This window comes from Leclercia sp. S52, assembly GCF_039727615.1.
In the GTDB taxonomy this organism is placed as follows: Bacteria; Pseudomonadota; Gammaproteobacteria; order Enterobacterales; family Enterobacteriaceae; genus Enterobacter; species Enterobacter adecarboxylatus_B.
On the sequence record NZ_CP152474.1, the window covers coordinates 2,574,273 to 2,600,215 of the forward strand.

22 protein-coding genes and 2 pseudogenes are annotated in these 25,943 nt (G+C 56.6%); 11 read left to right on the plus strand and 13 right to left on the minus strand.

Features of this window, described 5'->3' with window-relative positions; genetic code table 11:
• Positions 1 to 20: 20 nt before the first annotated feature.
• Positions 21 to 797, minus strand: a complete 777-nt coding sequence (locus AAHB66_RS12375) for a MipA/OmpV family protein (protein ID WP_347113099.1) — start codon at positions 795 to 797, stop codon at positions 21 to 23.
• A gap of 103 nt (positions 798 to 900) precedes the next feature.
• On the opposite strand from AAHB66_RS12375, the gene AAHB66_RS12380 reads away from it, so the two are divergent.
• Together AAHB66_RS12380 and AAHB66_RS12385 are read left to right on the plus strand one after the other, a co-directional pair.
• Complete coding sequence (locus AAHB66_RS12380; RefSeq protein WP_347116477.1) at positions 901 to 1,587, plus strand: response regulator; 687 nt, start codon at positions 901 to 903, stop codon at positions 1,585 to 1,587.
• Positions 1,584 to 2,771 (plus strand): ATP-binding protein, encoded by a 1,188-nt coding sequence (locus AAHB66_RS12385; protein ID WP_347113100.1) that lies wholly within the window; start codon positions 1,584 to 1,586, stop codon positions 2,769 to 2,771. Before AAHB66_RS12380 ends, AAHB66_RS12385 begins: the two co-directional genes overlap by 4 nt.
• Positions 2,772 to 3,033: 262 nt before the next feature.
• Here AAHB66_RS12385 and AAHB66_RS12390 read toward each other — a convergent pair whose 3' ends face one another.
• Genes AAHB66_RS12390 through AAHB66_RS12400 form a run of 3 tightly spaced genes read right to left on the minus strand, consistent with a single transcriptional unit; the run spans position 3,034 to position 5,373 of the window.
• The gene (locus AAHB66_RS12390; RefSeq protein WP_347113102.1) at positions 3,034 to 3,924 is read right to left on the minus strand and encodes a Mig-14 family protein; all 891 of its coding nucleotides are present in this window, start codon (positions 3,922 to 3,924) and stop codon (positions 3,034 to 3,036) included.
• Between the two features lie 29 nt (positions 3,925 to 3,953).
• On the minus strand, positions 3,954 to 4,208 hold the full coding sequence (locus tag AAHB66_RS12395; RefSeq protein WP_347113103.1) for a TolC family protein: 255 nt from the start codon (positions 4,206 to 4,208) through the stop codon (positions 3,954 to 3,956).
• Between the two features lie 43 nt (positions 4,209 to 4,251).
• Positions 4,252 to 5,373: an efflux transporter outer membrane subunit gene (locus AAHB66_RS12400; protein ID WP_347113105.1), complete on the minus strand. Its 1,122-nt coding sequence runs from the start codon at positions 5,371 to 5,373 to the stop codon at positions 4,252 to 4,254.
• Between the two features lie 292 nt (positions 5,374 to 5,665).
• On the opposite strand from AAHB66_RS12400, the gene AAHB66_RS12405 reads away from it, so the two are divergent.
• The gene (locus AAHB66_RS12405; protein ID WP_347113106.1) at positions 5,666 to 6,706 is read left to right on the plus strand and encodes an efflux RND transporter periplasmic adaptor subunit; all 1,041 of its coding nucleotides are present in this window, start codon (positions 5,666 to 5,668) and stop codon (positions 6,704 to 6,706) included.
• A pseudogene (locus AAHB66_RS12410) lies at positions 6,703 to 9,772 on the plus strand (efflux RND transporter permease subunit). Before AAHB66_RS12405 ends, AAHB66_RS12410 begins: the two are co-directional and overlap by 4 nt.
• Positions 9,773 to 9,813: 41 nt before the next feature.
• On the opposite strand, the gene AAHB66_RS12415 reads toward AAHB66_RS12410, so the two are convergent.
• Positions 9,814 to 10,251: a GNAT family N-acetyltransferase gene (locus tag AAHB66_RS12415; RefSeq protein ID WP_347113108.1), complete on the minus strand. Its 438-nt coding sequence runs from the start codon at positions 10,249 to 10,251 to the stop codon at positions 9,814 to 9,816.
• 49 nt (positions 10,252 to 10,300) lie between these two features.
• A complete protein-coding gene (locus tag AAHB66_RS12420; protein ID WP_347113109.1) occupies positions 10,301 to 11,203 on the minus strand; it encodes a LysR family transcriptional regulator in 903 nt (300 codons plus the stop codon).
• A 204-nt stretch (positions 11,204 to 11,407) separates the two neighbouring features.
• Between AAHB66_RS12420 and AAHB66_RS12425 the strand changes: the two genes are divergently transcribed.
• The 6 genes from AAHB66_RS12425 to AAHB66_RS12450 all read left to right on the plus strand — a co-directional run bounded on the left by AAHB66_RS12425 (position 11,408) and on the right by AAHB66_RS12450 (position 19,690).
• Positions 11,408 to 12,184 (plus strand): nitroreductase family protein, encoded by a 777-nt coding sequence (locus AAHB66_RS12425; RefSeq protein WP_347113111.1) that lies wholly within the window; start codon positions 11,408 to 11,410, stop codon positions 12,182 to 12,184.
• A 233-nt stretch (positions 12,185 to 12,417) separates the two neighbouring features.
• Complete coding sequence (locus AAHB66_RS12430) at positions 12,418 to 12,987, plus strand: helix-turn-helix domain-containing protein (protein WP_347113113.1); 570 nt, start codon at positions 12,418 to 12,420, stop codon at positions 12,985 to 12,987.
• A gap of 148 nt (positions 12,988 to 13,135) precedes the next feature.
• Complete coding sequence (locus tag AAHB66_RS12435; protein ID WP_347113114.1) at positions 13,136 to 14,257, plus strand: efflux RND transporter periplasmic adaptor subunit; 1,122 nt, start codon at positions 13,136 to 13,138, stop codon at positions 14,255 to 14,257.
• Entirely contained in the window at positions 14,257 to 17,367 is a 3,111-nt protein-coding gene (locus tag AAHB66_RS12440; RefSeq protein WP_347113116.1) for an efflux RND transporter permease subunit, read from the plus strand. Before AAHB66_RS12435 ends, AAHB66_RS12440 begins: the two co-directional genes overlap by 1 nt.
• Positions 17,367 to 18,731 (plus strand): TolC family protein, encoded by a 1,365-nt coding sequence (locus tag AAHB66_RS12445; RefSeq protein ID WP_347113117.1) that lies wholly within the window; start codon positions 17,367 to 17,369, stop codon positions 18,729 to 18,731. The genes AAHB66_RS12440 and AAHB66_RS12445 overlap by 1 nt, the downstream gene beginning before the upstream one ends.
• Positions 18,732 to 18,796: 65 nt before the next feature.
• Positions 18,797 to 19,690: a dihydrodipicolinate synthase family protein gene (locus AAHB66_RS12450; RefSeq protein ID WP_347113118.1), complete on the plus strand. Its 894-nt coding sequence runs from the start codon at positions 18,797 to 18,799 to the stop codon at positions 19,688 to 19,690.
• 25 nt (positions 19,691 to 19,715) lie between these two features.
• Here the strand turns inward: AAHB66_RS12450 and AAHB66_RS12455 are convergent, their stop codons facing one another.
• Positions 19,716 to 20,915, minus strand: a complete 1,200-nt coding sequence (locus AAHB66_RS12455; protein WP_347113120.1) for an MFS transporter — start codon at positions 20,913 to 20,915, stop codon at positions 19,716 to 19,718.
• A gap of 79 nt (positions 20,916 to 20,994) precedes the next feature.
• Entirely contained in the window at positions 20,995 to 21,771 is a 777-nt protein-coding gene (locus tag AAHB66_RS12460) for an SDR family oxidoreductase (protein ID WP_347113121.1), read from the minus strand.
• Positions 21,772 to 21,931: 160 nt separating this feature from the next.
• Between AAHB66_RS12460 and AAHB66_RS12465 the strand changes: the two are divergent.
• A pseudogene (locus tag AAHB66_RS12465) lies at positions 21,932 to 22,862 on the plus strand (LysR substrate-binding domain-containing protein).
• 1 nt (position 22,863) lies between these two features.
• Here AAHB66_RS12465 and AAHB66_RS12470 read toward each other — a convergent pair.
• The 5 genes from AAHB66_RS12470 to AAHB66_RS12490 form a co-directional block, all read right to left on the minus strand.
• The gene (locus AAHB66_RS12470) at positions 22,864 to 23,355 is read right to left on the minus strand and encodes a GNAT family N-acetyltransferase (RefSeq protein ID WP_347113122.1); all 492 of its coding nucleotides are present in this window, start codon (positions 23,353 to 23,355) and stop codon (positions 22,864 to 22,866) included.
• A gap of 57 nt (positions 23,356 to 23,412) precedes the next feature.
• Complete coding sequence (locus AAHB66_RS12475) at positions 23,413 to 23,832, minus strand: translesion error-prone DNA polymerase V autoproteolytic subunit (protein ID WP_347113123.1); 420 nt, start codon at positions 23,830 to 23,832, stop codon at positions 23,413 to 23,415.
• A 229-nt stretch (positions 23,833 to 24,061) separates the two neighbouring features.
• On the minus strand, positions 24,062 to 24,421 hold the full coding sequence (locus tag AAHB66_RS12480; RefSeq protein ID WP_347113125.1) for a helix-turn-helix domain-containing protein: 360 nt from the start codon (positions 24,419 to 24,421) through the stop codon (positions 24,062 to 24,064).
• 3 nt (positions 24,422 to 24,424) lie between these two features.
• A complete protein-coding gene (locus AAHB66_RS12485; RefSeq protein WP_347113126.1) occupies positions 24,425 to 24,727 on the minus strand; it encodes a type II toxin-antitoxin system HigB family toxin in 303 nt (100 codons plus the stop codon).
• Positions 24,728 to 25,009: 282 nt separating this feature from the next.
• Positions 25,010 to 25,888 carry a DMT family transporter gene (locus tag AAHB66_RS12490; protein WP_347113127.1) on the minus strand — a complete coding sequence of 293 codons (879 nt, stop codon included), beginning with the start codon at positions 25,886 to 25,888 and terminating at the stop codon, positions 25,010 to 25,012.
• Between the last annotated feature and the right edge of the window lie 55 nt (positions 25,889 to 25,943).

Consider the following 25,943-nt stretch of genomic DNA (forward strand, 5'->3'; position numbering starts at 1 on the left):
GCCCCCGCGTGCGGGTTAAATCAGAAGGTATAAAACGCCCCTACCGTAAGCACAAAATAATCCTCTTTATCCACGACAGGACTATGGCTTACGCGGTTTGCCAGAGTGGTGTATCGCAGGTCTGCGTAACCAGACCAGTTTTGACTAAATGAATGCTGCCAGTTAATACCATAATCGACGCTGGTTAATCCCCAGTCGGCATTAAATTGCCTGAACCCTGTATTCGCACTTTGCTTTTCACTGACACCAAACCAGGTATTATTATACCGCGCATCGCCATAATTTCTGATGGTACTGACGGTGAGGGTGTCGCTGTCATCATTAAACAAAACCACATTCAAACCGATGTTATACAGCACCCCCTGACTTTCCGTCAGCGGTGCAATAATATTCCCTTCAAATCCAATCCAGGGAGCCATCCACCACCCCATGGTGGTTGTTGAGTTTAACGCTGTTTTAATTTTCCCCATGCCTTTAAGATGTTTCGATCCATCCTGCAACCATGAATCATCATCATCCGTGCGTCCCCATGTGTAGCCCAGCGCCTGCCCCAGGTATAAGCCATTATCGAAGGAGTGCGTTATCCCAACACCTTTTTCTGAATTGACGAACCAGGTTCCGTTAGTCCAGTCAAAATAAGGCGCCACCGTAGCATCATATTTATCCGCCCCGATATATTGCGGTGCATATTGCGTTCCAATACCAACGGTAATCTCGGATTTATTTATTTCAGAAGCGGCGTAAGTTACAGAGGGCAATAAAAATAGCGTGGACAGGATGGTATTTAATTCCTTCATAAAACTCCCGGAATGAATTATGCTGCGTAACAGGAACGGGAGTATGCCCACTAATAATCAAGAACTCTGCAAGACTTTATCAAGGTTTAATCAAGGTGCTTATGTGAAACGTGTCTTAATCATTGAAGACGATCTGGATGCAGCCAATGTACTTGAGGCTTATCTCAAACGTGAACAGTTCCAGACATCGATTGCCAGTGACGGGCAGCGTGGTCTGGATCTGATTTTCAGCTGGAAGCCCGATCTCATCCTCCTTGATGTGATGTTGCCCTCCATGAGCGGAACGGATGTCCTGCTTGCGGTCAGGCGCCGCAGCGACACTCCGGTGATCATGATCACCGCCATTAGTGACGGAGCAGATAAAATCAGCGCGCTCCGTTACGGCGCCGATGACTATGTGGTTAAGCCCTATAATCCAGGCGAGGTTGTTGCCCGTGTTCATGCGGTCCTCAGGCGTTATTCTGGCCAGCGCAGCGGGGATATTCTCCAGTTCAGAAACATTAAAGCCGATATGGACTCCATGATTGTCACCGTGGAAAAAGAGGGCGTTCCCCCGCTGCCACTGGAGCTGACCCCCACAGAGCTGTCGCTGCTGATGACGTTCCTGAAATCGCCCTCCAAAGCTTTTACCCGCCAGGCATTGCTGGAAGCCTGCCTGCCGGAAAGTGATGCCCTCGAGCGGGTAGTGGATACCCATATTTATAACCTGCGTAAAAAGCTCGATGCAGCGGGTCAGCCAGACCTGCTGATCAACGTCCGCGGAATCGGTTACAGGTTTGCCAACGCATGAACCGCACACGCTTTGCCTCAAAAAGTGAAAATAGCTCCCTGTGGAACTGGATTTGCCGCAAGGTGATTTCGCTGGCCGTCGGCAGTATTATCCTGATCGCGTTCTGTATGTGGCTGCGCTTTTATATCGACAGCAAGTGGCATGAGTATCGGATGCCAGCTGACGTCAGGGCAGAACTGGCCAGGCTGGTTAAGGATCCTGAACAGAACATCAATCGCTATCACGCGATCATCGATCGCTGGTACGGGGTTGATTACTGGCCACCGGGGATGGGGATCACTGACTGGCTAATCCTCGCGGTGCTGGTCCTTATTGTCATGCCTGTCATTTTTACGCTGACGCTGAGAACCGCCCGCCCGCTTTCCGTGCAGATAAGCGCGCTGGCAAATGCCGCTAAATCGGTTGCCCAGGGCAGTTTTGGCAATAACGTCACCATCCCGGAGCACCTGCCTCTGGAATTACGCAGCCTTAGTGAAAGTTTTAACGGCATGTCGATGCAGCTTGAACGATATGAAAAGGAGCTCAAAAAATCCCATGTTGCCATGGCTCATGAACTCCGTTCTCCGCTGACCGCCGCAACAGGCAGGCTCCAGGGGATGCTCGACGGCGTATTTGAGCCCAACGAAACCCAGTTAAAAATGGTTATGCGACAGCTTAACGAGCTAAACCGGCTGGTTGAAGATCTGCACTTATTGAAGCTTGCTGATGCCGGCCAGTTGAATCTGAACATTGTTCCTGCCGGTCTGAGTGAGATTGTCAGGGAGAAAATGGCCTGGATTGCGCCTTCTGCCGGGCGCGCTGGGATGTCTATCCAACACACTCAGAACCTGATGCTTAGCGGCATGGTAGACCCTTATCGTATCGGGCAGGTCTTCCTGATCCTGATGGATAACGCACTACGGTATGCCGCAGAGGGTGGCGTGCTTGAAATTAGCTATGAGGCTACGCCTGACACCGTATCGGTTATTTTCAGGGACAAAGGTCCCGCCGTACCGGATGAACTGCTTGACGATATCTTCACACCCTTTGTTCGGGAAGAGGTCTCCCGCTCGAGGCATTCAGGGGGTTCAGGGCTGGGGCTTTCTATTGCGCGGGCAATCTGTGAAGCCCACGGAGGAAGGCTGGAGGTTGAGAAGCATGAAAAAGGTGGACTGGTCTTCAGGGTATCGTTGAGAAAAGCGTAATCTTCCTGACCTTTGAGGGTTCCTTCACAGCAGGCACACGGAATCTTGATAATCCGCTGATTAAATACATGGTAAACGGGAGTTTACCATGTGGTTATTTTTCGACTGTATCAGTGCGGCGATTAATCGAATTAACGATGAAAACGTCTATATTATTGCAGGCGCCCTATCAGGTTTCGTCTTTCAACTTATTATCGTCGCCGTACTGGAGGCGCGATTGAGCAGACATGACAGAGAATAAAGGGCAACAGCGTAGTACTCATTAAAAGCCAATCACTTTACCTGTCTTCGCGGTATCGGCCCACCGTAATTTATATTCCCACTCTTGCTCATACAGCCCTATAGAGAACACCATCTCTTTTTCCTGAGCAGAGCACAGGTTACGCGCATCTGAAATATTGGCCCACATCAGCATGCTTCCCGGGCTGAATGTCGAATATTTCGGATCAACGCCGCCGTTTGGCACGTCAAAATAGACCAGGCTATCACTACCCGCACTGAGCACCAGATCAATCGCACATGGCGCATCGGCATAGAACAACACATTACCAAAAATTAGCTGCGGTACGGCGGATAGCAGTGCCTCAATCTTCTCCTCTTCATAGCAGCGCACCCTGTCCGCAAACCGCAGCTTAAACAGTCGTACATACAGCCCGGCTATCTCTTTTGGTGACATATCTGACAGGCGATAGCACTGCCCGCCCATGCCCATAAACTTTCTCAACTCTCCGTTTCGTTTCTTGCTGGTTTTGCCTGAAAACGCGGTTTTCACCCGACATATCCGCCGTTTTGTTCTGTAGAAGAAAGTTGAATTAATGATGTTGTCACGATGACGGGATGACAAACGGTTAGTCTTATCAGGCAACCAGATTTTCTGTTCTGCCGAAACAGGAAGCATGACTTCATCGAAGGATACCGGATATTCCCGCCAGACGTTCAGCCCCACCTCTTTATTATTAACTGTAAAATACGCTGCGCAGACTGCACCATTTTTACGGTATTGCCAGAAGGAAAAATCACGCTGACCTTTTCTCATAAAAAACTCAACAATGCCGGGGTGCATATTAACGCTACCGCCATACTTCTGGTATGTTTCAGCATAAACATCAAAACCACAGGACTCCCACCCTGTAATGGCGTGCTTCAGACTCATAATAATAACCTGATAGTGAGATTAACGGTTTAAATTGAATTATCCCCGCCGAGGACGGAAAAAAGTTTTATACCCTGAATCAGGTATTTCAGCCGCGCATCCAGCATCTGTTGCCGCACCGCAAGCAGCTCGTTGTTTTTTTGCAGTACCGCTTCGTTGCTGATCTGGCCGGCATCCCGCGTGGCTTCAGCCATCCGGTACTGCTCCCGGGCAGTATCAAAAGACGCTGCTGCCTGGAGGGTCTGTTTTTTCAGGGATAACTGCCCCGCCAGAGCGTCAGACACATCTCTGAACGCCTGCTGTATCGCTTTTTGATAACTGACGATCTCACTCTTTTTTATTGAGTTCAGCCATGCTGAGGTTGGCCTGATTCTTACCGCCATCGAAAATAGGTAGCGCGATCGTGGGGACAAAGATCCAGTTAGCGGTGCCAGCGGAAAGCAGTTTGCTCAGGTCAGCTGTAGACGAACCGCCTTCGGCGGAAAGGGAAACAGAAGGGAAAAACGCTGCTCTCGCCGCGCCGATACGTGCATTGGCCGCTTTTAACTGATACTCCGCGGCAATAATATCGGGGCGTTTAAGCAACACCTCGGACGGGATCCCGGCTTTCAGTAGCGGAAACGCCCAGTCATGCTCCGGGGAGACAATGAGCAGCGAATCGGGCAGCGGGGAGCCGACCAGTAGCTGAAGCGCGTTAAGATCCTGCTGCGCCTGCAACTGCATCTGATACAAACCTATGCGTGCGTCGTTCACGGCACTGTCGGCATCCATCAGGTTATTTTGGGTCAGGCCACCGGCCGCGAAGGCCCGTTGTTCCATGTGACGCAGTTGCAGAACATTGTTCAGCTTCTGGCGAGCAATATCGATGTTTTCCCGATCGGCAAGATAGATCAGATAAGCGCTGACCACCTGCTCAATAAGGCTGATTTTCAGGGCTCGGGATGACGCATCAGCCGCCAGATAGTTATTAAGGGAGGCTTCCCGGAGGCTGCGCAAACGGCCCCAGAAATCGATCTCCCAGGAAGCGGAGACCAGCTTCACGTCGTACTGATGGTAAGTCACCGACCCGGTATCAAGGGTATCAAAAATACCTGCGGGCTCATGTGCGGCGGTTTCTTCTGCCGTCAAAGTGATACCCGGCAGCCCGGACAGTTTCTCAACCCCGTACTGTACGCCGTATTTTTGCAGGTTCAGCGCCGAGAGTTCGAGATCCTTGTTGTTGGCGATGGTCAGCGTTATCAGCTGCTGTAGCTTGCTGTCCCTGAAAAAAGGCCCGGCTAAAGCCTGCGTACTGCCCTCTTCGACAGACGTCTCTCCCGCTGACCAGGATAGCGGTAACGGGGCGTGCGGCCTCTCATAGGCCGGTACCATCGTACAGCCAGAAAGTAATAAAGAGGTCATTGCCACAATGGCTGATACATGAAGCTTTATCGCTACCGGAACCACCATTTCCACTCCTGTTGTCCGTTAAATGTTCTGCAGACAACCCGATGCGCCCGCCGGGATAATTATCCCGAACTCTGTCAATGAACAATCAAGAGCCATACAAGGGGGGATGCAATATGCGGCGAATTTTTGAGGAAACGGGCCCAGGTTGACCATTTCTTGATAATCCCTGAAAGGTTCCTTGTTCTTTATGCGGTTAGATGCGGAGATTAAATTTACAGAGAGCCCCTCAATGCCATACCCAACTCACGCCCGCAAAAGATGTTACGCATTATTAAGCCGGGCCCCTGTAGCCTTGCTGATTGTCACAGGTCTGGTTCTCACGGGATGCGACGAACCTGTCCGTGAGACACCGCCACAGCGTCAGGTCAGGACCTGGGTTGCCACACAGCAGCACCTGCCCGCGACAACATGGACGGGCACCATTGAGCCTGCAGAGGAAGTGACGCTGCAGTTCCGTCTGGATGGCCGGTTGGCGACCCGGCCCGTGGATGTGGGCAGCAGAGTAACAAAGGACCAGGTGGTGGCCACGCTTACCGGTTCGCAGAGCAAAGAGGATACGGCCGCTATCCTTGCGGAATATCAGGAGGCACTGGCCGCTGAGCATAGCGGCCGACTGGCGCTGGAGCGGGTACAAAAGCTCTATACCATTGGCACCGCTTCGCGTGCGCAGCTGGAGGAAGCCCGGGCATCGATGGCCACGCTTTCTGCCCGCAAAATCCGGGCGCAGGCGCAAAAATCAGGCGCACTCAATGAGTCGGGATTCAGCGCCTTGACCTCGCCATTCGCAGGTGTCGTGACGCGTTATTTCTTCTCTCCCGGGCAAAATATCGCCGCCGGGCAGGATGTGGTCAAAATTGCCTCTGATACGGCGGAAGTCGAGTTTAGCGTTCCGGCGCATGTGAGCACTCACCTGCATCCGGGCGATGTTTTGTCAGTTAATACGGATGGCGTCTGGTCTGAAGCCCGGGTTCGCTATGTCTCCCCGCAACTCGATAACGTCACCCGCACCAGCCTGGTCAGGGCGAAGCTGGACTCCTCCGATGATGCGCCAGTATTTGGCCGGGCGGTAACGATCGGGTTGAAGACCTCAGGCAAACTCTATTTCCCCGTCCCGGCCTCGTCCCTGACGCGCTCAGGGAACCACCCTGCCGTTTTTGTCGTTAACCCTCAGACCGGCAAACTTGAATTTCGACAGGTTGTTATCGACCGTTATTCAGCAGACAGGGTGTGGATTTCTCAGGGGCTGGCTTCAGGCGAGCGCGTTGTCACTGCGGGTGTGAGTACCCTGGAAAGCGGCGAGAACGTGGCGATTATCGCTGGAGAGACAAAATGAGTAGCGTTAAATTCAACCTCTCGTCATGGGCAATCGCCCACCAGCAGCTGGTCAGCTTCCTGTTGCTCATTATTATGGCTGGCGGCTACCTCTCATTCACCTCACTGTCACGCGATGAAGATCCGGCCTTCACCATCAAAACGGCGGTTATCTCTGCGCAATGGCCGGGGGCAACACCGGAGGAGATGGTGAGTCTGGTCACCGATCCCATTGAGAAGGCTGTTCAGGAGCTCCCCCTGGTTCGACAGCGTGGAAAGCCAGACCCGAAAGGGTTCCACTGAAGTCACGCTGAATCTGCGGGATGATACCCCGCCAGACCAGGTCAAACCTGTCTGGCAGCAGTTAAGAAAGAAGATGCAGGACATCACGGCTTTGCTGCCTGAGCAGGTCAGCCCGCCGGTGGTGAACGATGAATACGATGCGACCTACGGGACAATTTACGGTATTACCGCAGAGGGATTTTCTCTCAGTGAAACGCGGGATGTAGTTGATAATATTCAGCGTTAGCTCAGAAGCGTTAAGGATATCGGAAGAACAATCCAGGTTGGCATACAGACCGAACAACTGGTGCTGAGTTTCTCTGCCCGCCAGCTTGCCGCTATGGGGATCGCCCCTGATGAGATTATCGCCGCAATCCGGAGCAACAACGCCGTCACCCCCTCAGGGACACTGCGCACGGAGCGCGATCGCCTGAGTGTGGATGTCACCGGGACGCGAATGACTGAAGAAACGCTGAAACATATCACCCTGCGTAAGGGCGACCGAACCCTGGCCCTTAGCGATATTGTCACCGTTGAGAGAAAACCGGAGAGCACGCCTTCCCCGGTCTTTCATGTTAACGGGCAGCCAGCGATGGGGATCGCCGTCGCGATGTTGCCCGGCGGGAATATGCTTCAGTTTGGTCAGGATCTCGACCTGCAGCTGGCGAAGATCCAGTCCGGCCTGCCGCATGGAATCACCATCACCAAAATTGCCAATCAGCCCGCCATTGTGGATGAAGCCGTTGACGGTTTTCTGCATGTGCTGATGGAGGCGATTGTGATTGTTCTCGCAGTGTCATTTGTCTCACTTGGACTACGGGCCGGGCTGGTGGTTGCCGTGGCGATCCCGATTGTTCTGGCCCTCACCTTCACCGGGATGGAACTCGCCGGAATCGGCCTTCAGCGTATCTCTCTGGGGGCCTTGATCATTGCGCTGGGGTTGCTGGTGGATGATGCCATGATCACCATCGAATCTATGATATCTCACCTTGAAAAAGGAGAGCCTTTACGCAAGGCGGCGTCCAGTGCCTTCGTTAAAACGGCCTTCCCCATGTTGACCGGAACCCTGGTGATGATTGCGGGTTTTATCCCCGTAGGGTTTGCCAAATCGATGGCCGGGGAATACTGCTACTCCCTGTTCGCGGTGATCCTGATTTCGCTTATCAGCTCCTGGATTGTGGCGGTGCTTTTCTCGCCGCTGAGTGGCGTCTGGCTGCTTTCTGGCGCGAGGGTGCAGCATCATGAGAAGAGTCAGGGTCGGTTCTTCCGCGCCTGGGAGCACATCATCACGCTCACGCTGCAATACCGCCTGGCCGTTACGCTTTCATCCGTCGTGCTGCTGGGACTCTCTCTCTGGGGCAGCCAGTGGCTGAAAAGCGAATTCTTTCCGGCCTCTGACCGTCCGGAACTGCTGATCAGCCTGACGCTACCGGAGAACAGCACCCAGCAGTTAACGGAAAAGGAAACCCACCGGCTTGAGGCGATCCTCAGCAAAGAAGAAGGCGTGAAGCAGTATTCCAGCTATATCGGGACCGGTGCCGTGCGTTTTTACCTGCCGATGGATCTGTTGTCCGATGCCGAAAATATTGCCCAACTGGTTGTCGTCGCGAAAGACCTGGACGCCCGTAATACTCTGCAAACGAAACTCTCCGCTATTCTGCGCGATCGGTTCAGCGATATCGTGACTCGCATTTCGCCTCTGGAGCTGGGGCCACCCGTAGGATGGCCGCTGAAGTACAGGGTGAGCGGGCCTGACTTCAACCAGGCCCGAATCTCTGCCCGCCAGCTATCCGCTCTGCTGGCGAAGGATAGCCGCATCACGGGACTGAATCTGACCGCCGGGGATCCGCAGCGTACTGTCGATGTGAAGGTCAATCAGGCTTCAGCCAGCATGGCTGGCCTCACCAACGAACAGATCGCAAACCTCCTGAATATGTTCTATACCGGTTTGCCGGTGACCGCGCTGCGCGAACAGAACCGTCAGACCGAGGTGGTGTTGCAGGGCAATGATACCGACAGGCGCGATCTGTTTAATCTGGAAGGCACGCTGCTCACCACCCAGACCGGCGCGAAAGTCCCACTCTCGCAGGTGGCGTCTTTCTCATGGGAGCTAACAAATCCTGTGATTCAGCGCCGCGATCGGGAAGCTTCAGTGACGGTACAAGGCGATGTGACGAGTGGGCAAAATGTGGACAGCGTGGTGTCAGATTTAACCCCGGTTATCGCGCAGTTCAGACAACGACTCCCTCCCGGTTATTCGCTGGCCGTAAGTGGTGTGTCTGAGGAGTCTGACAAGGGGAATGATTCGCTGATGTCGGTTCTGCCTGTCACCGTCATTATCATGCTCGGGGTGATGATGATCCAACTCCAGAGCTATTCGCGCATCATCCTCGCCACCCTGATGGCCCCTTTCGGCTTTATCGGTGTTGTCGGTGCGCTCCTTCCGAGCGGGACGCCATTAGGTTTTGTGGCACTGCTGGGCGTTATTGCGCTGAGTGGCATGATCATCCGTAATGCCATCATCCTGATTAGCGAAGTCGATGAAAACCTCAAAGCAGGACTGGGCGATAGCGAGTCAATCCGACGTGCCACTCTGCACAGGTCCAGGCCGATCATGCTTACTGCCTGCGCGGCGATATTTGGCATGATCCCCATCGCGGGACAGGTGTTCTGGGGCCCCATGGCGTTTGCGATTATCGGCGGACTGGTTGCGGCGACATTCTTTACCCTCACCCTGCTTCCGGCACTGCTCAGCTATTTGCTTGAGTACGAACGTGCAAAACAACCGGGAAAACAGACCCGCTGAAACGGAATTGGGTGCAGATGATATAACCCCGGCGAGAGTTATCACACAGCAGGAGGATCGGCGAGGCGCTTAACGAAGCGCTTCCTGACCTCCTGATAACCGTTATTTTCATAAAAATGGTGCGCCCTGACGCGTCTTTCACTGCTCGAAAGCTCCATCTGCGTACAGCCTTTATCAAGGGCGTGCTGCTCAGCGGCGATAAGGAGTTTCTGGCCTATCCCTGTTCCTCTTGCAGACTCATCGATCACCAGGGCGGAGATCAATGCCCACAGGCCATTCTCATGCACAGGGGTGATAAAGTTCACCACAATCACGCCGCAAACGCCCTGTTCTGCTTCAGCCACTAACACGTTGAAACCGGTATTTGCTTCAGTAATGTGTCGTTTCAGGTTCTCAGGCTCTGTCTGGTAGCCCAACTGCAGAAAAAGCGTTTGCAGAGAGGGAATATCGTTTAACGCTGCCGCCCTTGTTAAGGCCATTGCCATTAACTCCTCTGTTATGAATGCTAACCGCGCATAACGTTAGCGGTTAGTTGGGCCGATCGCCGGAGAACCGCTCCACCATCCAGTCAATGAATAATCGCAGGCGCGCATTGAGCTGTTTGGTCGGGGGGTAGATCAGTGAGACCGGAAATTGCGTGCTGGTTATGTTTTCAAGAATGGGTACAAGCTCGCCTGATTCCACAAAGCGCCTGGCGACGGAAGCATGTGTTTGTCCGATCCCCATGCCGTGAAGCAGCATACCTGTCAGCGTGGCGCTGTCATTTGCGGCAATATCGAAGCGGGCGATCAGGCTATCCCCTCCCCGACCGCGGAAACGCAGAGGCCAGGCCTCACCTGTAGCGGCGCTGAAATACCCGACGATCCTGTGCCCATTTTCAAGCTCAGACAGGTTTTCGGGGACGCCATACTGCTTAAGGTAGCCGGGGCTGGCGCAGGTCAGTAAGCGATCTTTATATAAGGTTCGCGCTACCAATGACGAATCCGCCAGTTCACCGGCACGAATCACGCAGTCAACACCTTCCTCGATGAGGTTTACCGGGCGATCGCCTATCCCCAGCGCCAGCTGGATCCGGGGATAACGCTCGCGAAACTCCTCCAGGATGGGGAGCAGGACAAAGTTGGCCAATGAGGAGTGAAGATCGATTCGCAGCCTGCCTTTCGCTGCGGCCCCCATATCCCGCAGGGCACCCTCGGTCTCATCCAGCTTCGCGACAATTTTGCTGACCTTGCGGTAATACTCGGCCCCCTCGGTCGTTAAGGTGATCGAACGGGTCGTACGTTGCAGAAGCTTTATGCCCAAATGTGCTTCCAGTTCCCTGAGCATTTTGCTGACAGTGGAGCGCGGCAATCCGAGGTGTGCTGCGGCCTTTGTGAAAGAGTGCGTCTCAACGATGCGCTGAAATGTGCGTATAGCTAACAGATGATCCATAAAGCCATTCTATAAGATGCCAGCCGATTGTGCACAGCTATGAATACTGAAGCCGCAATTCAGGAGATTATCTGAGTCGATAAGCCCGTTATCCTGCGCTCATCAATCAGGCAACAGGAGCACAAAACGATGACCACCCCTACCCCGACACAGCAGGCGTTGCTCGAGGCACGCTACGGAGCAGAATAGCAGAAACCCGAGAATATGCTCTGGACGCCGCAGGTCGAAGCCCTGCTGAGCCACAAATCCGTCAGGTCATTTCTGCCTGAAGCGCTTCCCGAGGGAGCCATTGAGACGATGGTCGCTGCGGCGCAGTCAGCATCCAACTCCTCTTCCCTGAACCAGTGGAGCCTGGTGGCAGTAACGGATCCGGCGCTAAAACAGCAAATCGCAGACCGGGTAGCGCGTTCGGTACCGGTGGCGCGTATTCCGTGGATTGAAGAGGCCCCCGCGTTATTACTCTGGGTGGCGGACCTGTCGCGTGGTGCCGAAATCACACAGGGTGCCGGGAAAGAGCCGGTGGTGCTCGACTACCTCGACTCCTTCCTGATGGCCTCCATTGACGCCGCGCTTGCAGCCCAGAATGCCGCAGTGGCAGCAGAATCGCTCGGTCTTGGGATCGTCTATCTCGGCGTGATGCGTAACATTGCGAAAGAGCTGGCGGAGATGGTAAACCTGCCTCAGCACAGCTTTATCACCTTTGGCATGGCGGCAGGCGTGCCCGATCCCGCACGGAGCAGCAGTATTCGCCCACGGCCTGCTCAGCCTGCGGTGTTGCATTATAACCAGTACCAACAGGATCCTGATCGTGCCTGGCTTAGCGATTACGAAGCGGCTTATCAGACGTTCCGTAAGCGTCAGAATATGAGTGAGAAAACATGGGCGGGCGCCGTGGTTGAATCAGCGACCAGCATGGATTATTTAGGCGGCAGAAAGGCGTTGCGTGAAACGGTTATCCAGCGAGGTTTCTCGTTAAAATAGTTCTCTCCTTATACCGTCAGTTCCGAACAGGGCTGGCGGTATATTTATTCTTTCCTCTTTATTTGCTCATTATTGTTATCCATCCTCGCCTGAACTCCATAAAAACTCCTTATTCCTTCCATTTTTCACATCCAGAAATATTCATTCAATATGTAAATAAAAAAAGCCTTTCCAATACACTCCCAAAATGCATAATGAGAACGATCATTCTCACTTTTACAGGATAGCCCTCGATGAGCACAAAACTGGAAGAACGACAGAGACAGCGCCAGGACGAGATCATCATCGCCGCGCGACGCTGCTTTCGCGCCAGCGGATTTCATGCCGCCAGCATGTCGCAAATCGCCGGCGAGGCGAAGCTCAGCGTCGGGCAAATCTATCGTTATTTCAGTAACAAAGACGCCATTATCGAAGAGATGATCCGCCGCATCATCGACTCGCGCATCGAGGAGATGCAGGGCAAAACCCTGGTGGAAGGGATGCCGCAGGCGCTCGCCTGGCGACAGACCCTCAGCGAAGACGATGACGCGCTGATGCTTGAGATGTCCGCCGAGGCGACGCGTAACCCGCAGGTGGCCGCCATGCTGATCGAGGCGGAAGCCCGGATGTTTACCAACGCCTGTGAACATCTGAAAAAGCAGTTTCCCCACCTGAGCGATGAACATATTCGCTGCTGCGTGGAAATCACCGCGGTGATGATCGAGGGGACCATTTACCGTCGACTCACGCCGTTAAAAGTTCCCTCAGAACAATTAGAGCCCATTTATCAGAATATTCTAAAACTACTTTTCTCTGCGAAGTAATCGCATGTGAATAATTAACGGGAATAAGTTATTCCCCTTTTTGTCATTTCCGGCGCTGCCGGAGATGCGGGATCGCTGTGCCTTTAAATAGCCCTCCTCCCTGTTAAGCCATTAACAGGGCGGGCATCGTTCACCCTGGAAAAAGATTATGAAAACCAGAATCACCTCCATCGCGGCATTACTCCTCCTGACGGGGTGCGATAATGCGCAAACATCTGCCCCCCAGCGTCCTCTTCCGGAAGTGGGGATTGTCACCCTGATGAGCCAGCCGGTGCCCGTCGTCAGCGAGCTGACCGGTCGCACCACCGCCGCCATGAGCGCCGAAGTGCGCCCGCAGGTGGGCGGCATTATTCAAAAAAGGCTCTTCACCGAAGGTGATAGCGTCAAAGCCGGACAGGCGCTGTATCAGATCGATCCCTCCAGCTACCGCGCCGCGTACAACGAAGCCGCCGCGGCGCTGAAGCAGGCGCAAGCGCTGGTGCAGGCCGACTGCCAGAAAGCCCAGCGCTATGCGCAGCTGGTGAAAGACGACGGCGTATCGCGCCAGGACGCGGAAGATGCCAAATCCACCTGTGCGCAGGACAAAGCCAGCGTCGAGTCAAAGAAAGCCGCGCAGGAGAGCGCCCGCATTAACCTCAACTGGACCACCATTACTGCGCCCATTGCCGGACGCATCGGGATCTCCTCCGTCACGCCTGGCGCACTGGTCACCGCCCAGCAGGATACCGCCCTGGCCACCGTTCGCGGGCTGGACAGCATGTATGTCGATCTCACCCGCTCCAGCGCCGATCTGCTGCGCCTACGCAAACAAACCCTCGCCACCAACAGCGATACGCTGAGCGTGGCGTTAACCCTGGAAGATGGCAGCACCTACAGCGAAAAAGGCCGCCTGGCGCTAACCGAAGTGGCGGTGGATGAATCAACCGGTTCGGTCACCCTGCGCGCCGTCTTTCCGAATCCGCAGCATCAGCTTCTGCCGGGGATGTTTGTCCGCGCCAGAGTGGATGAAGGCATCATGAGTGACGCCATCCTCGCCCCGCAGCAGGGCATCACCCGCGACGCCAAAGGTGCGGCCACTGCGCTGGTGGTGAACGCCAGCAACAAAGTCGAGCAGCGCCAGCTGGAGACGGGCGACACCTACGGCGACAAATGGCTGGTCCTCAGCGGCCTCAAGGCCGGCGATAAGCTGATTGTGGAGGGCACCGACAAAGTCACCGTCGGTCAGGAAGTGAAAGCCGAAGAGATGAACACCCGCGGAGGAGACGCCTGATGTTTTCCCGTTTCTTCGTGCGCCGCCCGGTCTTTGCCTGGGTGATCGCCATTCTGATTATGCTCGCCGGGATGCTGGCGATCCGCACCCTGCCGGTGGCGCAGTATCCGGATGTCGCCCCGCCGTCGATCAAAATCTCCGCCACCTACACCGGGGCCTCCGCGCAGACGCTGGAAAACAGCGTCACCCAGGTCATCGAACAGCAGCTAACCGGGCTGGATAACCTGCTCTACTTCAGCTCCACCAGCAGCTCGGACGGTTCGGTGAGCATTAACGTCACCTTTGAACAGGGAACCGACCCGGACACCGCCCAGGTGCAGGTGCAGAACAAAGTCCAGCAGGCGGAGTCGCGCCTGCCGACCGAGGTGCAGCAGTCCGGCATCACGGTGGAAAAATCACAGAGCAACTTCCTGCTGATCATGGGCGTGTACGACAAAACCGACCAGGCCAGCAGTTCCGATATCGCCGACTGGCTGGTGAGTAATATGCAGGATCCGCTGGCGCGCGTGGAAGGCGTCGGCAGCCTGCAGGTGTTCGGGGCGGAATACGCCATGCGCATCTGGCTCGATCCGGCGAAGCTGGCCTCCTACGCGCTGATGCCGTCCGACGTGCAGAGCGCTATTGAGGCGCAGAACGTGCAGGTCTCTGCCGGTAAAATCGGCGCGTTACCCTCATCGAACGCGCAGCAGCTGACGGCCACCGTGCGCGCCCAGTCGCGCCTGCAGACGGTGGATCAGTTTAAAAACATCATCGTGAAGAGCCAGTCCAGCGGCGCAGTCGTCCACATCGGCGACGTGGCGCGAGTGGAGATGGGCAGCGAAGACTATACCGCCACCGCGAAGCTCAACGGCCACCCGGCGGCGGGTATGGCGGTAATGCTCTCACCAGGGGCGAACGCGCTCAATACCGCTACGGCGGTAAAAGATAAAATCGCTGAGTTCAAAAAGTCGATGCCGGAAGGCTACGACGTGGCCTACCCGAAAGACAGCACCGAGTTCATCAAGATCTCGGTTGAGGACGTGATTCAGACCCTGTTCGAAGCCATCATTTTAGTCGTGGTGGTGATGTACCTGTTCCTGCAGAACATCCGCGCGACGCTGATCCCGGCGCTGGCGGTACCGGTAGTTCTTTTAGGCACTTTCGGGGTGCTGGCGCTGTTCGGCTACTCCATTAACACCCTGACGCTGTTTGCAATGGTGCTGGCGATAGGCCTGCTGGTGGATGACGCCATCGTGGTGGTGGAAAACGTCGAGCGTATTATGCGCGACGAAGGGCTACCCGCCCGGGAAGCCACCGAAAAATCGATGGGTGAAATCTCCGGCGCGCTGGTCGCCATTGCGCTGGTGCTCTCCGCGGTATTCCTGCCGATGGCCTTTTTCGGCGGCTCCACCGGAGTGATTTACCGCCAGTTCTCGGTCACCATTATCTCGGCGATGTTCCTCTCCGTGGTGGTGGCCCTGACCCTGACGCCTGCGCTCTGCGGCTCGATTCTGAGCCACACGGTACCGCACAAGAAAGGCTTCTTCGGCGCGTTTAACCGCTTCTACAGCAGGACCGAACGCGGGTATCAGAACAAGGTGCTGCGCGCCCTGCGCCGTTCCGGCGGCATGCTGGCGATCTACGCTCTGCTCTGCGGGGCGATGGGGTTCGCCATGCTGAAACTGCCGGGCAGCTTCCTGCCCACGGAAGATCAGGGCGAAATCATGGTGCAGTACACCCTGCCGGCAGGCGCAACGGCGGTGCGTACCGCTGAGGTCAGCCGCCAGGTGCGCGAGTGGTTCCTGAACAAAGAGAAAGCCAACACCGACGTGATCTTCACCGTCGAGGGCTTTAGCTTTAGCGGCAGCGGCCAGAACGCCGGGATGGCGTTTGTCTCCCTGAAAAACTGGTCCGAACGTAAGGGCGACGACAACACCGCCCAGGCTATCGCCCTGCGCGCCACCCAGCAGCTGAGCACCATCCGCGATGCCACCATCTTTGCCATGACGCCACCGGCGGTGGACGGCCTGGGCCAGAGCAACGGCTTTACCTTCGAGCTGATGGCCAGCGGCGGCACCGACCGCGACACGCTGCTGAAGATGCGTAACCAGCTGATTGCTGAGGCCAACCAGGACAGCTCGCTGCACGCCGTGCGCGCCAACGATCTGCCGCAGATGCCGCAGCTGCAGGTGGATATTGATAACAACAAAGCCGTGTCGCTGGGGCTCTCCCTGAGCGACGTCACCAGCACCCTCTCCAGCGCCTGGGGCGGCACCTACGTGAACGACTTTATCGACCGCGGTCGCGTGAAAAAGGTCTATATCCAGGGCGACAGCGACACCCGCGCCGTCCCGTCGGATCTCAATAAATGGTACGTGCGCGGCAGCGACAGCACCATGACCCCGTTCTCCGCCTTCGCCACCACCCGCTGGGAGTATGGCCCGGAAAGCCTGGTGCGCTACAACGGCTCGGCGGCGTATGAGATTCAGGGCGAAAACGCCAGCGGGGCCAGCTCCGGCACGGCAATGAGCAAAATGGAGCAGCTGGCGAACAACCTGCCGGGTGGCAGTACCTGGGCGTGGAGCGGTTTATCGCTGCAGGAAAAGCTGGCCAGCGGTCAGGCGATGAGCCTGTATGCCCTCTCGATCCTGGTGGTGTTCCTCTGTCTGGCGGCGCTGTATGAGAGCTGGTCGGTGCCGATTTCGGTCATTCTGGTGATCCCGCTTGGGGTGCTGGGTGCGGCACTTGCCGCCACCCTGCGCGGCCTGAACAACGACGTCTACTTCCAGGTGGCGCTACTGACCACCATCGGCCTGTCGTCGAAAAACGCCATTTTGATTGTGGAGTTTGCCGAAGCCAAAGTCGCTGAAGGCTACTCCCTGACCCGCGCCGCCCTGCGTGCCGCCCAGACGCGTCTGCGCCCGATCATCATGACCTCGCTGGCGTTTATTGCCGGCGTCACGCCGCTGGCGATTGCCACCGGCGCCGGGGCCAACAGCCGCGTGGCGATCGGTACCGGCATCATCGGTGGGACCTTGGCCGCCACGCTGCTGGCGATTTTCTTCGTCCCCTTATTCTTTGTACTGGTGAAACGTCTGTTCTCCGGTAAGCACGCAAACCGGAGGTCATAATGTTTCGTGTCACTGTTTTAGCGTTAGCCCTGCTGAGCGCAGGCTGCGTGTCGTTAGATCCAACGTATCAGCGTCCGGACGCCCCCGTCCCGGCAACCTTGCCCGGCGCGCACGGCGAAGCCACCGCCGTGGTGAGCCATTGGCAGCAGGTGATGAACGATGCGCGGCTGAAAAGCGTGGTGACGATGGGGCTTAACAGCAACCGCGACGTGCAAAAAGCGATTGGGGATATTGATGCCGCCCGCGCCCTGTATGGTGAAACGCGCTCATCCCTGTTCCCGACGGTGGACGCCGGGCTGAGCCACACCCGCAGCCGTACGCTGGCAAGCGGCGTGACCACCAGCGACGAAGCCAACGGCGCGGTCTCAAGCTTCGAGCTGGATCTGTTTGGCCGCAACCAGAGCCTCTCCCGCGCCGCGCGTGAAACCTGGCTTGCCAGCGAGTTCACCGCGCAGAACACGCGCCTGACGATGGTCAGCGAGCTGACCACGGCCTGGATCACCCTGGCGGCGGACAACAGCAACCTGGCGCTGGCGGAATCGACCCAGGAGAGCGCAGCGAACTCGCTCAGGATCGTGAAGCGCCAGCAGGCGGTCGGCGTGGCGGCGGCAACGGACGTCAGCGAGGCGATGGCGGTTTACCAGCAGGCGCGCGCCAGCGTGGCAAGCTACCAGACGCTGGTGATGCAGGACAAAAACGCCCTCAATCTGCTGGCGGGGGATACGGTGCCGGACACCCTGCTGCCCGGCACCCTGGAGAGCCTGAGCGATAACGCCATCACGTTGATTCCGGCGGGGGTCAGCTCCAGCACATTGTTACGTCGCCCGGATATTCAGGAGGCCGAGCATAACCTGCTGAGCGCCAACGCCAACATCGGTGCCGCACGCGCTAACTTCTTCCCGTCCATCTCACTGACGGCCAGCGCGGGTGTCGGCAGCGATTCGCTCTCGTCCCTGTTCAGCCACGGCATGAAAGTCTGGTCGTTCGCGCCGTCCATCACCCTGCCGCTGTTCAGCGGCGGGAATAACATGGCGCAGCTGCGCTACGCGGAAGCGGAGAAGAAGGGGCTGATCGCCACCTACGAGAAGACCATCCAGAGTGCGTTTAAGGACGTGGCGGATGCGCTGGCGCGCCGGGAAACGCTGAGCGAGCAGCTCGATGCCCAGCGTGAATACGTGGCCGCAGAGCAAAAAACGCTGGATGTGGCGACCCGCAGCTACAGGGCGGGCGCAGGGGATTATCTGACGGTACTGACCGCGCAGCGCTCGCTGTGGTCGGCGCAATCGTCGCTGATCGCGCTACAACAAACCGACCTGGAAAACCGTATCGCCCTGTGGCAGTCGCTCGGGGGCGGCATTCAGTGATATCGTTGCCGGGCGGCGCGTTGCTTGCCCGGCCTACGGGCTCTATATCATTCAGGAGAAACAACATGTTCACCGGCTTGTGTGCTTTCCCGTTAACCCCCTTCACTGCCAGCGGCATTGATGAAGAGGGATTCCGTAAAATTCTGGCCCGCCTGACGGCAGCCCGAGTGGATTCGCTGGGTATTCTGGGGTCAACCGGAAGCTACGCCTTCCTGACCCGGGAGCAGCGCCAGCGTGTTGTCACCCTGGCCAGGCAGCATGCCGGCGATATTCCCATGATGGTCTGCGTGGGCGCGGTCAGTACCGATGCCGTGTTGCGTCTGGCAGAGGATGCGCAGGCGGCAGGCGCGGATGCCCTGCTCCTTCCAGCGGTCAGCTACCAGCCGCTCAGGGAGGACGAGGTATTTGGCCTCTTTGAAACCGTCACCCATCATGTTTCGGTTCCGATCTGCGTCTATGACAACCCCGGCACCACCCACTTTACCTTTACGGATGACCTGCACGGACGCCTGTCGTCCCTGGACGGCGTGCGTTCGATTAAAATTCCGGGCGTCCCGGATACGCCAGCCGCAGCCGTCGATCGCGTCGCGGCGTTACGCCACCGTCTTCGCCCTGACGTGACGGTTGGGATCAGCGGGGATGCGTTTGCCGGGCTGGGATTAAATGCCGGCTGTGAGGTGTGGTATTCCGTCTGCGGAGGACTGTTCCCGGAAACGGCCAAACAGATCACCCAGGCCGCGGCGATGAACGATCCTGCCCGCGTCACGGCCCTCACCGCCCGCCTGGAGCCTTTATGGGCGCTTTACCGTAAACATGGCGGAAGTATCCGGGTGATTGCCGCCGCCGCAGGCGTGCTGGGGCTGACCGATGCCGACTGCCTGCCCCGCCCGCTACAGCCGTTGCCAGCGGACGATATCGCGGAGATAGCCCGGACGATCGCCGGGCTTGAACTGCAATAACACGCCTCCGGGACCGGGTCAGACGTTAATGCGATCCTGTCAAAGCCCGACGTCCCGGAATCATCACCAGCAGCGCCAGCGCTAACGGCACCAGGGAGCCCCACAGCACGGCGTTCCAGCCGTACACATTCAGCAGTACCCCGGACGAAAACGACCCCAGCATCATCACCCCAAAAACAACAAAATCATTCAGGGACTGGACGCGGGTCTTCTCTTCCGGCCGGTGATACTCAATGATTTTGGCCGATGCGCCAATAAAGCCGAAGTTCCAGCCGATCCCCAGTAAAATCAGCGACAGCCAGTAATGGACAATCTCCGTCCCGCAGAGTCCGGCGACAACCGATGCGGCAGAAATCAGTAAACCCGCCGCCGCCACCCGCATGGCACCAAAGCGGTCGATAAGCTTGCCGGTAAAAAATCCCGGCCCGTACATGGCGATCACATGCCACTGGATCCCCAGGTTCGATACCTGCTGAGAAATGCCGTGCATGTGCATCGACAAGGGCGCGGCGGTCATCAGGAAGTTCATCACCATATAGATGACGGCGGCGCTGAATACCGTTCTCAGGAAGCCGGGCTGACGCACGATCTCGCCCAGAGGCCGCCCGGCGGAGGGCGTTGCCGCCGCCGCAGGCTCTGCCGGGATCACCCCCTTCAGAATCAAGGCGGAGATCGCTGCCACCAGCGCCTGGCCGAGAAAGGTGATGGCAAAGGTGTAAGGCGGCCAGAGGTTCATGGTGCTGGTCACCAGCATCGGGCCGATAACGCCCGCCAGCACACCGCCACCCATCACCAGCGACAGCGCCCGGGCCCGCCGTTCAGGCGCGACCCCGTCCGTGGCGGCAAAGCGGAAGCTGAGCGCCACCGCGGCATAGGCGCCGCCAAGAAACGCGGCGAGACAAAACAGCATAAATGAACCGATAACCACCGCCAGCGCAGCGATCAGGCCGGTAATCACCCCTGCCCCGGTACCGGCCATAAAGGCCGCTTTTCTTCCGTGCTTTCTTGCCAGCGCGCCGAAGGGCAAAATGCAGGCCGCCATCCCCAGCACAAACATAGTGACAGGCAGCGTGGAGAGCGACGCGCTGGGCGCGATGGCGTTACCGACAATCGCCCCGGTGGCGTAAAACACCACGGAGTTGGCCCCGGCAAGGGCCTGAGCCGCCGCCAGGCGCATGATATTGTTATTCTGTTCAGGGACGGAAAGAGCCTGCTCTGTGGTCATGTAATGCGCGATCTCCTGGCGTTAACGACGTTAAAATGTCCCGAATGCCGCACGCGGTTTACCCCGTGCGGCGACGTTATCAGGCGTGACGACCCGCCATCACCCCACCGTCGATATCCCAGATGGCCCCGGTGACCCAGCCCGCCTTGTCCGAGAGCAGGAAAGCCACGGTTTCTGCGATATCTTCCGGCGTACCGACGCGGCCGATCGGATGGAAGCTGTCGAAGCTGTTCATCACCGCTTTTACGTCGTCTTTTGGAATGAAGCCTTCGTAGATCGGGGTATGCACCACCGCCGGAGAGACAGCATTCACGCGGATACCTTTGCCGCCAAGCTCGATCGCCAGGTTTTTGGTCAACGCGTGCAGGCCCGCTTTCGCCATGGAATAAGCGGACGATGGTGTCGCCCCGATGGCCTGCTGCGCCCACATGGAGCCGATGTTAACGATGGCGCCTTTGATCCCCGCCTCAACCATATTGCGCACCACATCGCGGGTGATAAAGAAGGTCGCGCGGTTCAGGCTCATATAGAGATCGTAGTCAGCCATTTCATGTTCGGTGAAGGGTTTCGGGAAGAACACCCCGGCCGCATTCACCAGCAGGCTGATGTCTTTATGTTCGGCGTTAATCACCTCAGTGACGTGCTTCATGCCGGCTTCCGTCATCAGATCGGCCACGATCAGCGACACCAGGCCATCAGCCGCCAGCGCCTGGCGCGCCTGTTCAGCTTTGTCCTGACGGTTGCCCACCAGCACCACGCTGCCGCCGTTTTTCAGAACCTTTTTCGCGGTTTCATACCCCATACCGCTTGTACCACCGACCACTAACAGTTTTTTACCGGCAAAAGATGCGTTCATCGCTAACCTCTTTGAAATGATGTAATGAATAAGGAAACTGTGGCAGCAGAATGCCAGCGCGCATCGGGATTGACGACTCAGAAGAAATTGCGAGACGAGAAAGAAAATCTATCTTACTGGCGTATACTGATCGTGCTTTCACGCTAAGAGGATTTTAATAATGCGATCGCTTAACCGACTGAAATGGTTGCACGCCTTTGAGGCCACCGCGCGACATGGCAGTTTTACCGGTGCTGCGCAGGAGCTGGGCGTGACGCCAGCCGCCGTAGGGCAGCTTGTCCGCTCGCTTGAAGCCTGGGTCGGGCACCCGCTGCTAAACCGCACCCGCACGGGTAAGGAACGGCTTACCCTGGTGGATGAGGCCCAGGAGGCGCTGCAGGACATTACGCAGGGGCTGGATAAGCTGGAAACAGGGTTAAACAAGCTGCGAGGCCGCCGGGCGCGTTCGGTGGTGGTGCTGACCGCGTCACAGGTGCTGATGATGAACTGGCTGATGGATCGTCTCAACCGCTTTGCGGAAAGCCATGAAACGATCGATCTGCGGCTTAACGTGACCGAAAAGCTGATGGATGTCGCCCACGGTGAAGCCGATATCGGCATCCGCTGTGGTCAGGGAGACTGGCCCGGTGTGAACAAAACCTGGCTGATGGATGAAGAAGCCGTGCTGGTCTGCAGCCCGCGTCTGGTGCCCCCCGGGGGGGTCGCCTGCGGGGAGTGGCTCGCCACGCAAAAATTAATCCATGACGACACGCCTCACCCCGGCGCAGATTTTCCCTCCTGGGAGGCGGTGCTGAGCGCGGTGAAGGCACCCGACGTCCGTGAAAGCCGGTTGCATATTAATTCGACCTCCGCAGTGATACTGGCGGCCCTCAGCGGACGCGGCGTCGCCATTGTTCGTCGCGCACTGGTCAGTCAGCTGATTGAGACCGGACAACTCGTCCAGCTGCACCCTGACCATCGCTGGCCGCTGAAATGGTCCTATTACGTGGTCACCCCCCCGGCAGTCCGTGATGCGCAGCGAAGTAAAACGCTTTCACGACTGGCTGGTGCAGGACGTGCTTGCCAGTAGCGAGCCGCTTCGGCCAGTTTAAATCAGAGCGTCATCATCATTTCATGCCACGCCATCCCGCCGTGATCGGACACCGACGGTTTGATATAGCGGTAGCCAAAATGGGCGTACAGATCGACGTGGCGATCTTTGCACATCAGGTGAATGGTCTTTTTGTTCATCGCCTTCAGGCGTGACACGAACTCACGCATCAGCAGTGACGAATAGCCTTTCCCCTGGAAATCCGGGTGTACCACCACCGACATGATCACCGCGTTTGGCGCATCCGGATCGTGGCCCACCAGCTCTTTAAATTCTTCGTCGGACATCACCACTTCCCACGCACAGCCCGCATTGATAAAACCGATAACTTTCCCCTCCAGCTCCATGCAGAGGAAGCCTTCCGGATAGCGGTGAATGCGGGTAGCAATTTTTTCGCGCGTTGCCGCTTCATCCCCTTCGTAGGACGTCATTTCAATTTCGTAGCAACGATCGACGTCAGCTGGGGTTGCATGGCGGAATACCGGGGTGGTCATGTTTTTGCCTCTTCATCATTTTGTGGGCGACAGGTTACCTTGTTCGGAGCATGCAGGCTAATCCGCCGATTTAACGATATAGGTCACCACACCAAAGATATCGAGTGAATCTTCACTGCTCACGAGGATAGGTGAATAGGCGCTGTTCATCGGGTTAAGCTGCACCCGGGGCCTGAGCTGGAGGCGCTTTACCGTAAACTCGCCCTCCACTGCCGCGATCACGATATCCCCGTGCTGCGCCGTTCTGGCACTGTCGACAATCAGCAGATCGCCGTCGCCGATCCCGGCATCAATCATTGAATCCCCGGCCGCTTTTACAAAATAGGTCGAGCTGGGGTGCTGGATCAGCAATTTGTTCAGGTCGATACGCTGTTCCACGTAGTCCTGCGCCGGGCTGGGGAAGCCGCACTGCACGACATCGCTGAAAAGGGGTAGCGCGATCACCTCGCGCAGCGCTGCAAGTTGGTAAAACACCATGATTCGTTCCTCGAATACTGTTTTTATATACAGTAGTCGTAGCGAGAAGCGCAGGCAAGTCACGGTGCAGCGGCGGCTGTTTATTGCTTAACCGCTTCGCTTATAAGTGATTAATGTGTTTGAGAATATTGATTTTGTAAATATTTCAGGGCGTTGCATGGAAGGCTTCCTCTCACTTGAGTGAACGGGACGGCTCCATTCGCTTTAGTGTATTGCTTCTACTGCGCTGTTACACGCCAACCAGGCTTTCGAGAGGAATACCAAGTTGAGCATGCAAACGGCGGATCATCGGTAAAGTGAGAGTCCGCGTTCCGTTCAAAATTTCGTAAACACGATTTGACTTACCGATGGCCGGCTCGAGATCTTTAGCACTCAGACCTTGCTGTTCCATGCGGAACTTAATGGCCTCAACCGGCGAAGGTGGTTCAATCGGATAGTGCTTTTTCTCATAATCTTCGATTAAAAGGCACATCACTTCAAAATAATCACCTTCTGGTGTATCCAGTGCAGGTTCATTTTCGAACATCGGTTCGACCGCTTGAAGGGCCGTTTCATAATCTTGTTCAGTTCGGATAGGTTTAATATTCATCGTTTACTCCAGGTCAATCGTATCCGCGTCTACTGCATCATATTCCTTATGCGTTCCGATAAACTTAACGAAAATCCATCCACGCTGATAGGCAATTGCAACTATTAATCGGTAACTGTTTCCTTTGATATTGAAGACCACGCGCCTGTCTTTAAGGATACTGGCACTGCGGTACTGTTCTTTAATTTCTGCTGGAGTTTTCCAGGCAGCTTTTGTAGCTTCATCCACCCAAGCCTTCAGCGGTTGTTCAGCATCGGGGTTCTCGGCCCAAAAATCCCTTAATATTTTTACCGATATGATCTTCATATACAAATGATAGTCCCAATATGGGACTACGGCAATCTTTTAGTCCCATATTGGGACATGAATAATAAATAGTAGCCTTTGGCAAATGGCTAACCGACGCGTTACGCCAGGAGCAAGAGAAATCGCAGAACGACAGTATATTTTCCAGGCGCAACAAAAAGATACGGCGGGAATATCGAAGTAACAAGCCGGTAAGACCATTCCCGGAAAGCGCCTCGCAAAACAGTTTGCTCGCATGTCCCCCTTCACCCTAACCCTCAGGGAGAGGGAACGGCACGACCTTCATCGGCCATATTTCCGCGAGCCAACCACACACAAAATCACCCCCAACGTAATCAACATCATCAGTGGGCTGACCCTCTCATGCAGTAGCGTGGCGGACAGCGCCAGCCCCAGAAACGGCTGTAGCAGCTGCAGTTGTCCGACGGCGGCAATCCCGCCCTGGGCCAGCCCTTTGTACCAGAAGATAAACCCGATCAGCATGCTGAACAGCGACACATAGCCAAGTGCGCTCCAGGCCGAAAACCCGATGCCGCTGAAGGTTGCCGGCATCGTCAGCAGGGAGGCCAGCACCATAAACGGCAACGCTAAAATCAACGCCCAGCTGATCACCTGCCAGCCGCCTGTCTCGCGGGTGAGCGCCGCCCCTTCGGCATAGCCCAGGCCGCAGACGATCACCGCCGCGAGCATCAGAAGATCGCCCCTAAGCGACAGCGCCGCGCCTTGCGAGAGCGCAAACCCCACCACCAGCAGGCTGCCCAGCACCGAGAAGATCCAGAAGGCCCGGGCAGGCCGCTCCTTGCCGCGCAGCACCGCGAAAATGGCGGTCATCAGCGGCAACAGCCCGAGAAACACAATCGAGTGGGCGGCGGTGACATGCTGCAATGCCAGGGCGGTGAGCAGCGGAAAGCCGACCACCACGCCCAGCGAGACCATCATCAGCGGCACAATCCGCGCGGCTGGCGGGCGTTTTTCCTTTAACCCGAGGATCAGCATCAGAGCCAGCCCCCCGGCAAGGGAGGCCCGGGCAAAGGTCAGGAAAAAGGGATCAAAATCCTGCACCGCAATCCGGGTGGCGGGCAAGGAGCCGCTGAAAATCACTACCCCCAGCAGGCCGTTGAGCCAGCCTGATAGCGCGTTTTTATCTACCGCAACATCCATTCCCGTTACCTTCCCGATCTTGAGCCTCTGTTGCGTGGATGGTAGTCTCGCCAAT

Bases quoted from the DNA above. Each gene is read 5' to 3' on its own strand.
- AAHB66_RS12460 (WP_347113121.1), bottom strand. From the start codon at position 21,771: ATGAACGCATCTTTTGCCGGTAAAAAACTGTTAGTGGTCGGTGGTACA.
- AAHB66_RS12430 (WP_347113113.1), top strand. From the start codon at position 12,418: ATGAGCACAAAACTGGAAGAACGACAGAGACAGCGCCAGGACGAGATC.
- AAHB66_RS12390 (WP_347113102.1), bottom strand. From the start codon at position 3,924: ATGAGTCTGAAGCACGCCATTACAGGGTGGGAGTCCTGTGGTTTTGAT.
- AAHB66_RS12385 (WP_347113100.1), top strand. From the start codon at position 1,584: ATGAACCGCACACGCTTTGCCTCAAAAAGTGAAAATAGCTCCCTGTGG.
- AAHB66_RS12445 (WP_347113117.1), top strand. From the start codon at position 17,367: ATGTTTCGTGTCACTGTTTTAGCGTTAGCCCTGCTGAGCGCAGGCTGC.
- AAHB66_RS12415 (WP_347113108.1), bottom strand. From the start codon at position 10,251: ATGGCCTTAACAAGGGCGGCAGCGTTAAACGATATTCCCTCTCTGCAA.
- AAHB66_RS12480 (WP_347113125.1), bottom strand. From the start codon at position 24,421: ATGAATATTAAACCTATCCGAACTGAACAAGATTATGAAACGGCCCTT.
- AAHB66_RS12455 (WP_347113120.1), bottom strand. From the start codon at position 20,915: ATGACCACAGAGCAGGCTCTTTCCGTCCCTGAACAGAATAACAATATC.
- AAHB66_RS12475 (WP_347113123.1), bottom strand. From the start codon at position 23,832: ATGGTGTTTTACCAACTTGCAGCGCTGCGCGAGGTGATCGCGCTACCC.
- AAHB66_RS12440 (WP_347113116.1), top strand. From the start codon at position 14,257: ATGTTTTCCCGTTTCTTCGTGCGCCGCCCGGTCTTTGCCTGGGTGATC.
- AAHB66_RS12470 (WP_347113122.1), bottom strand. From the start codon at position 23,355: ATGACCACCCCGGTATTCCGCCATGCAACCCCAGCTGACGTCGATCGT.
- AAHB66_RS12425 (WP_347113111.1), top strand. From the start codon at position 11,408: ATGCTCTGGACGCCGCAGGTCGAAGCCCTGCTGAGCCACAAATCCGTC.
- AAHB66_RS12450 (WP_347113118.1), top strand. From the start codon at position 18,797: ATGTTCACCGGCTTGTGTGCTTTCCCGTTAACCCCCTTCACTGCCAGC.
- AAHB66_RS12375 (WP_347113099.1), bottom strand. From the start codon at position 797: ATGAAGGAATTAAATACCATCCTGTCCACGCTATTTTTATTGCCCTCT.
- AAHB66_RS12400 (WP_347113105.1), bottom strand. From the start codon at position 5,373: ATGGTGGTTCCGGTAGCGATAAAGCTTCATGTATCAGCCATTGTGGCA.
- AAHB66_RS12490 (WP_347113127.1), bottom strand. From the start codon at position 25,888: ATGGATGTTGCGGTAGATAAAAACGCGCTATCAGGCTGGCTCAACGGC.
- AAHB66_RS12485 (WP_347113126.1), bottom strand. From the start codon at position 24,727: ATGAAGATCATATCGGTAAAAATATTAAGGGATTTTTGGGCCGAGAAC.
- AAHB66_RS12420 (WP_347113109.1), bottom strand. From the start codon at position 11,203: ATGGATCATCTGTTAGCTATACGCACATTTCAGCGCATCGTTGAGACG.
- AAHB66_RS12435 (WP_347113114.1), top strand. From the start codon at position 13,136: ATGAAAACCAGAATCACCTCCATCGCGGCATTACTCCTCCTGACGGGG.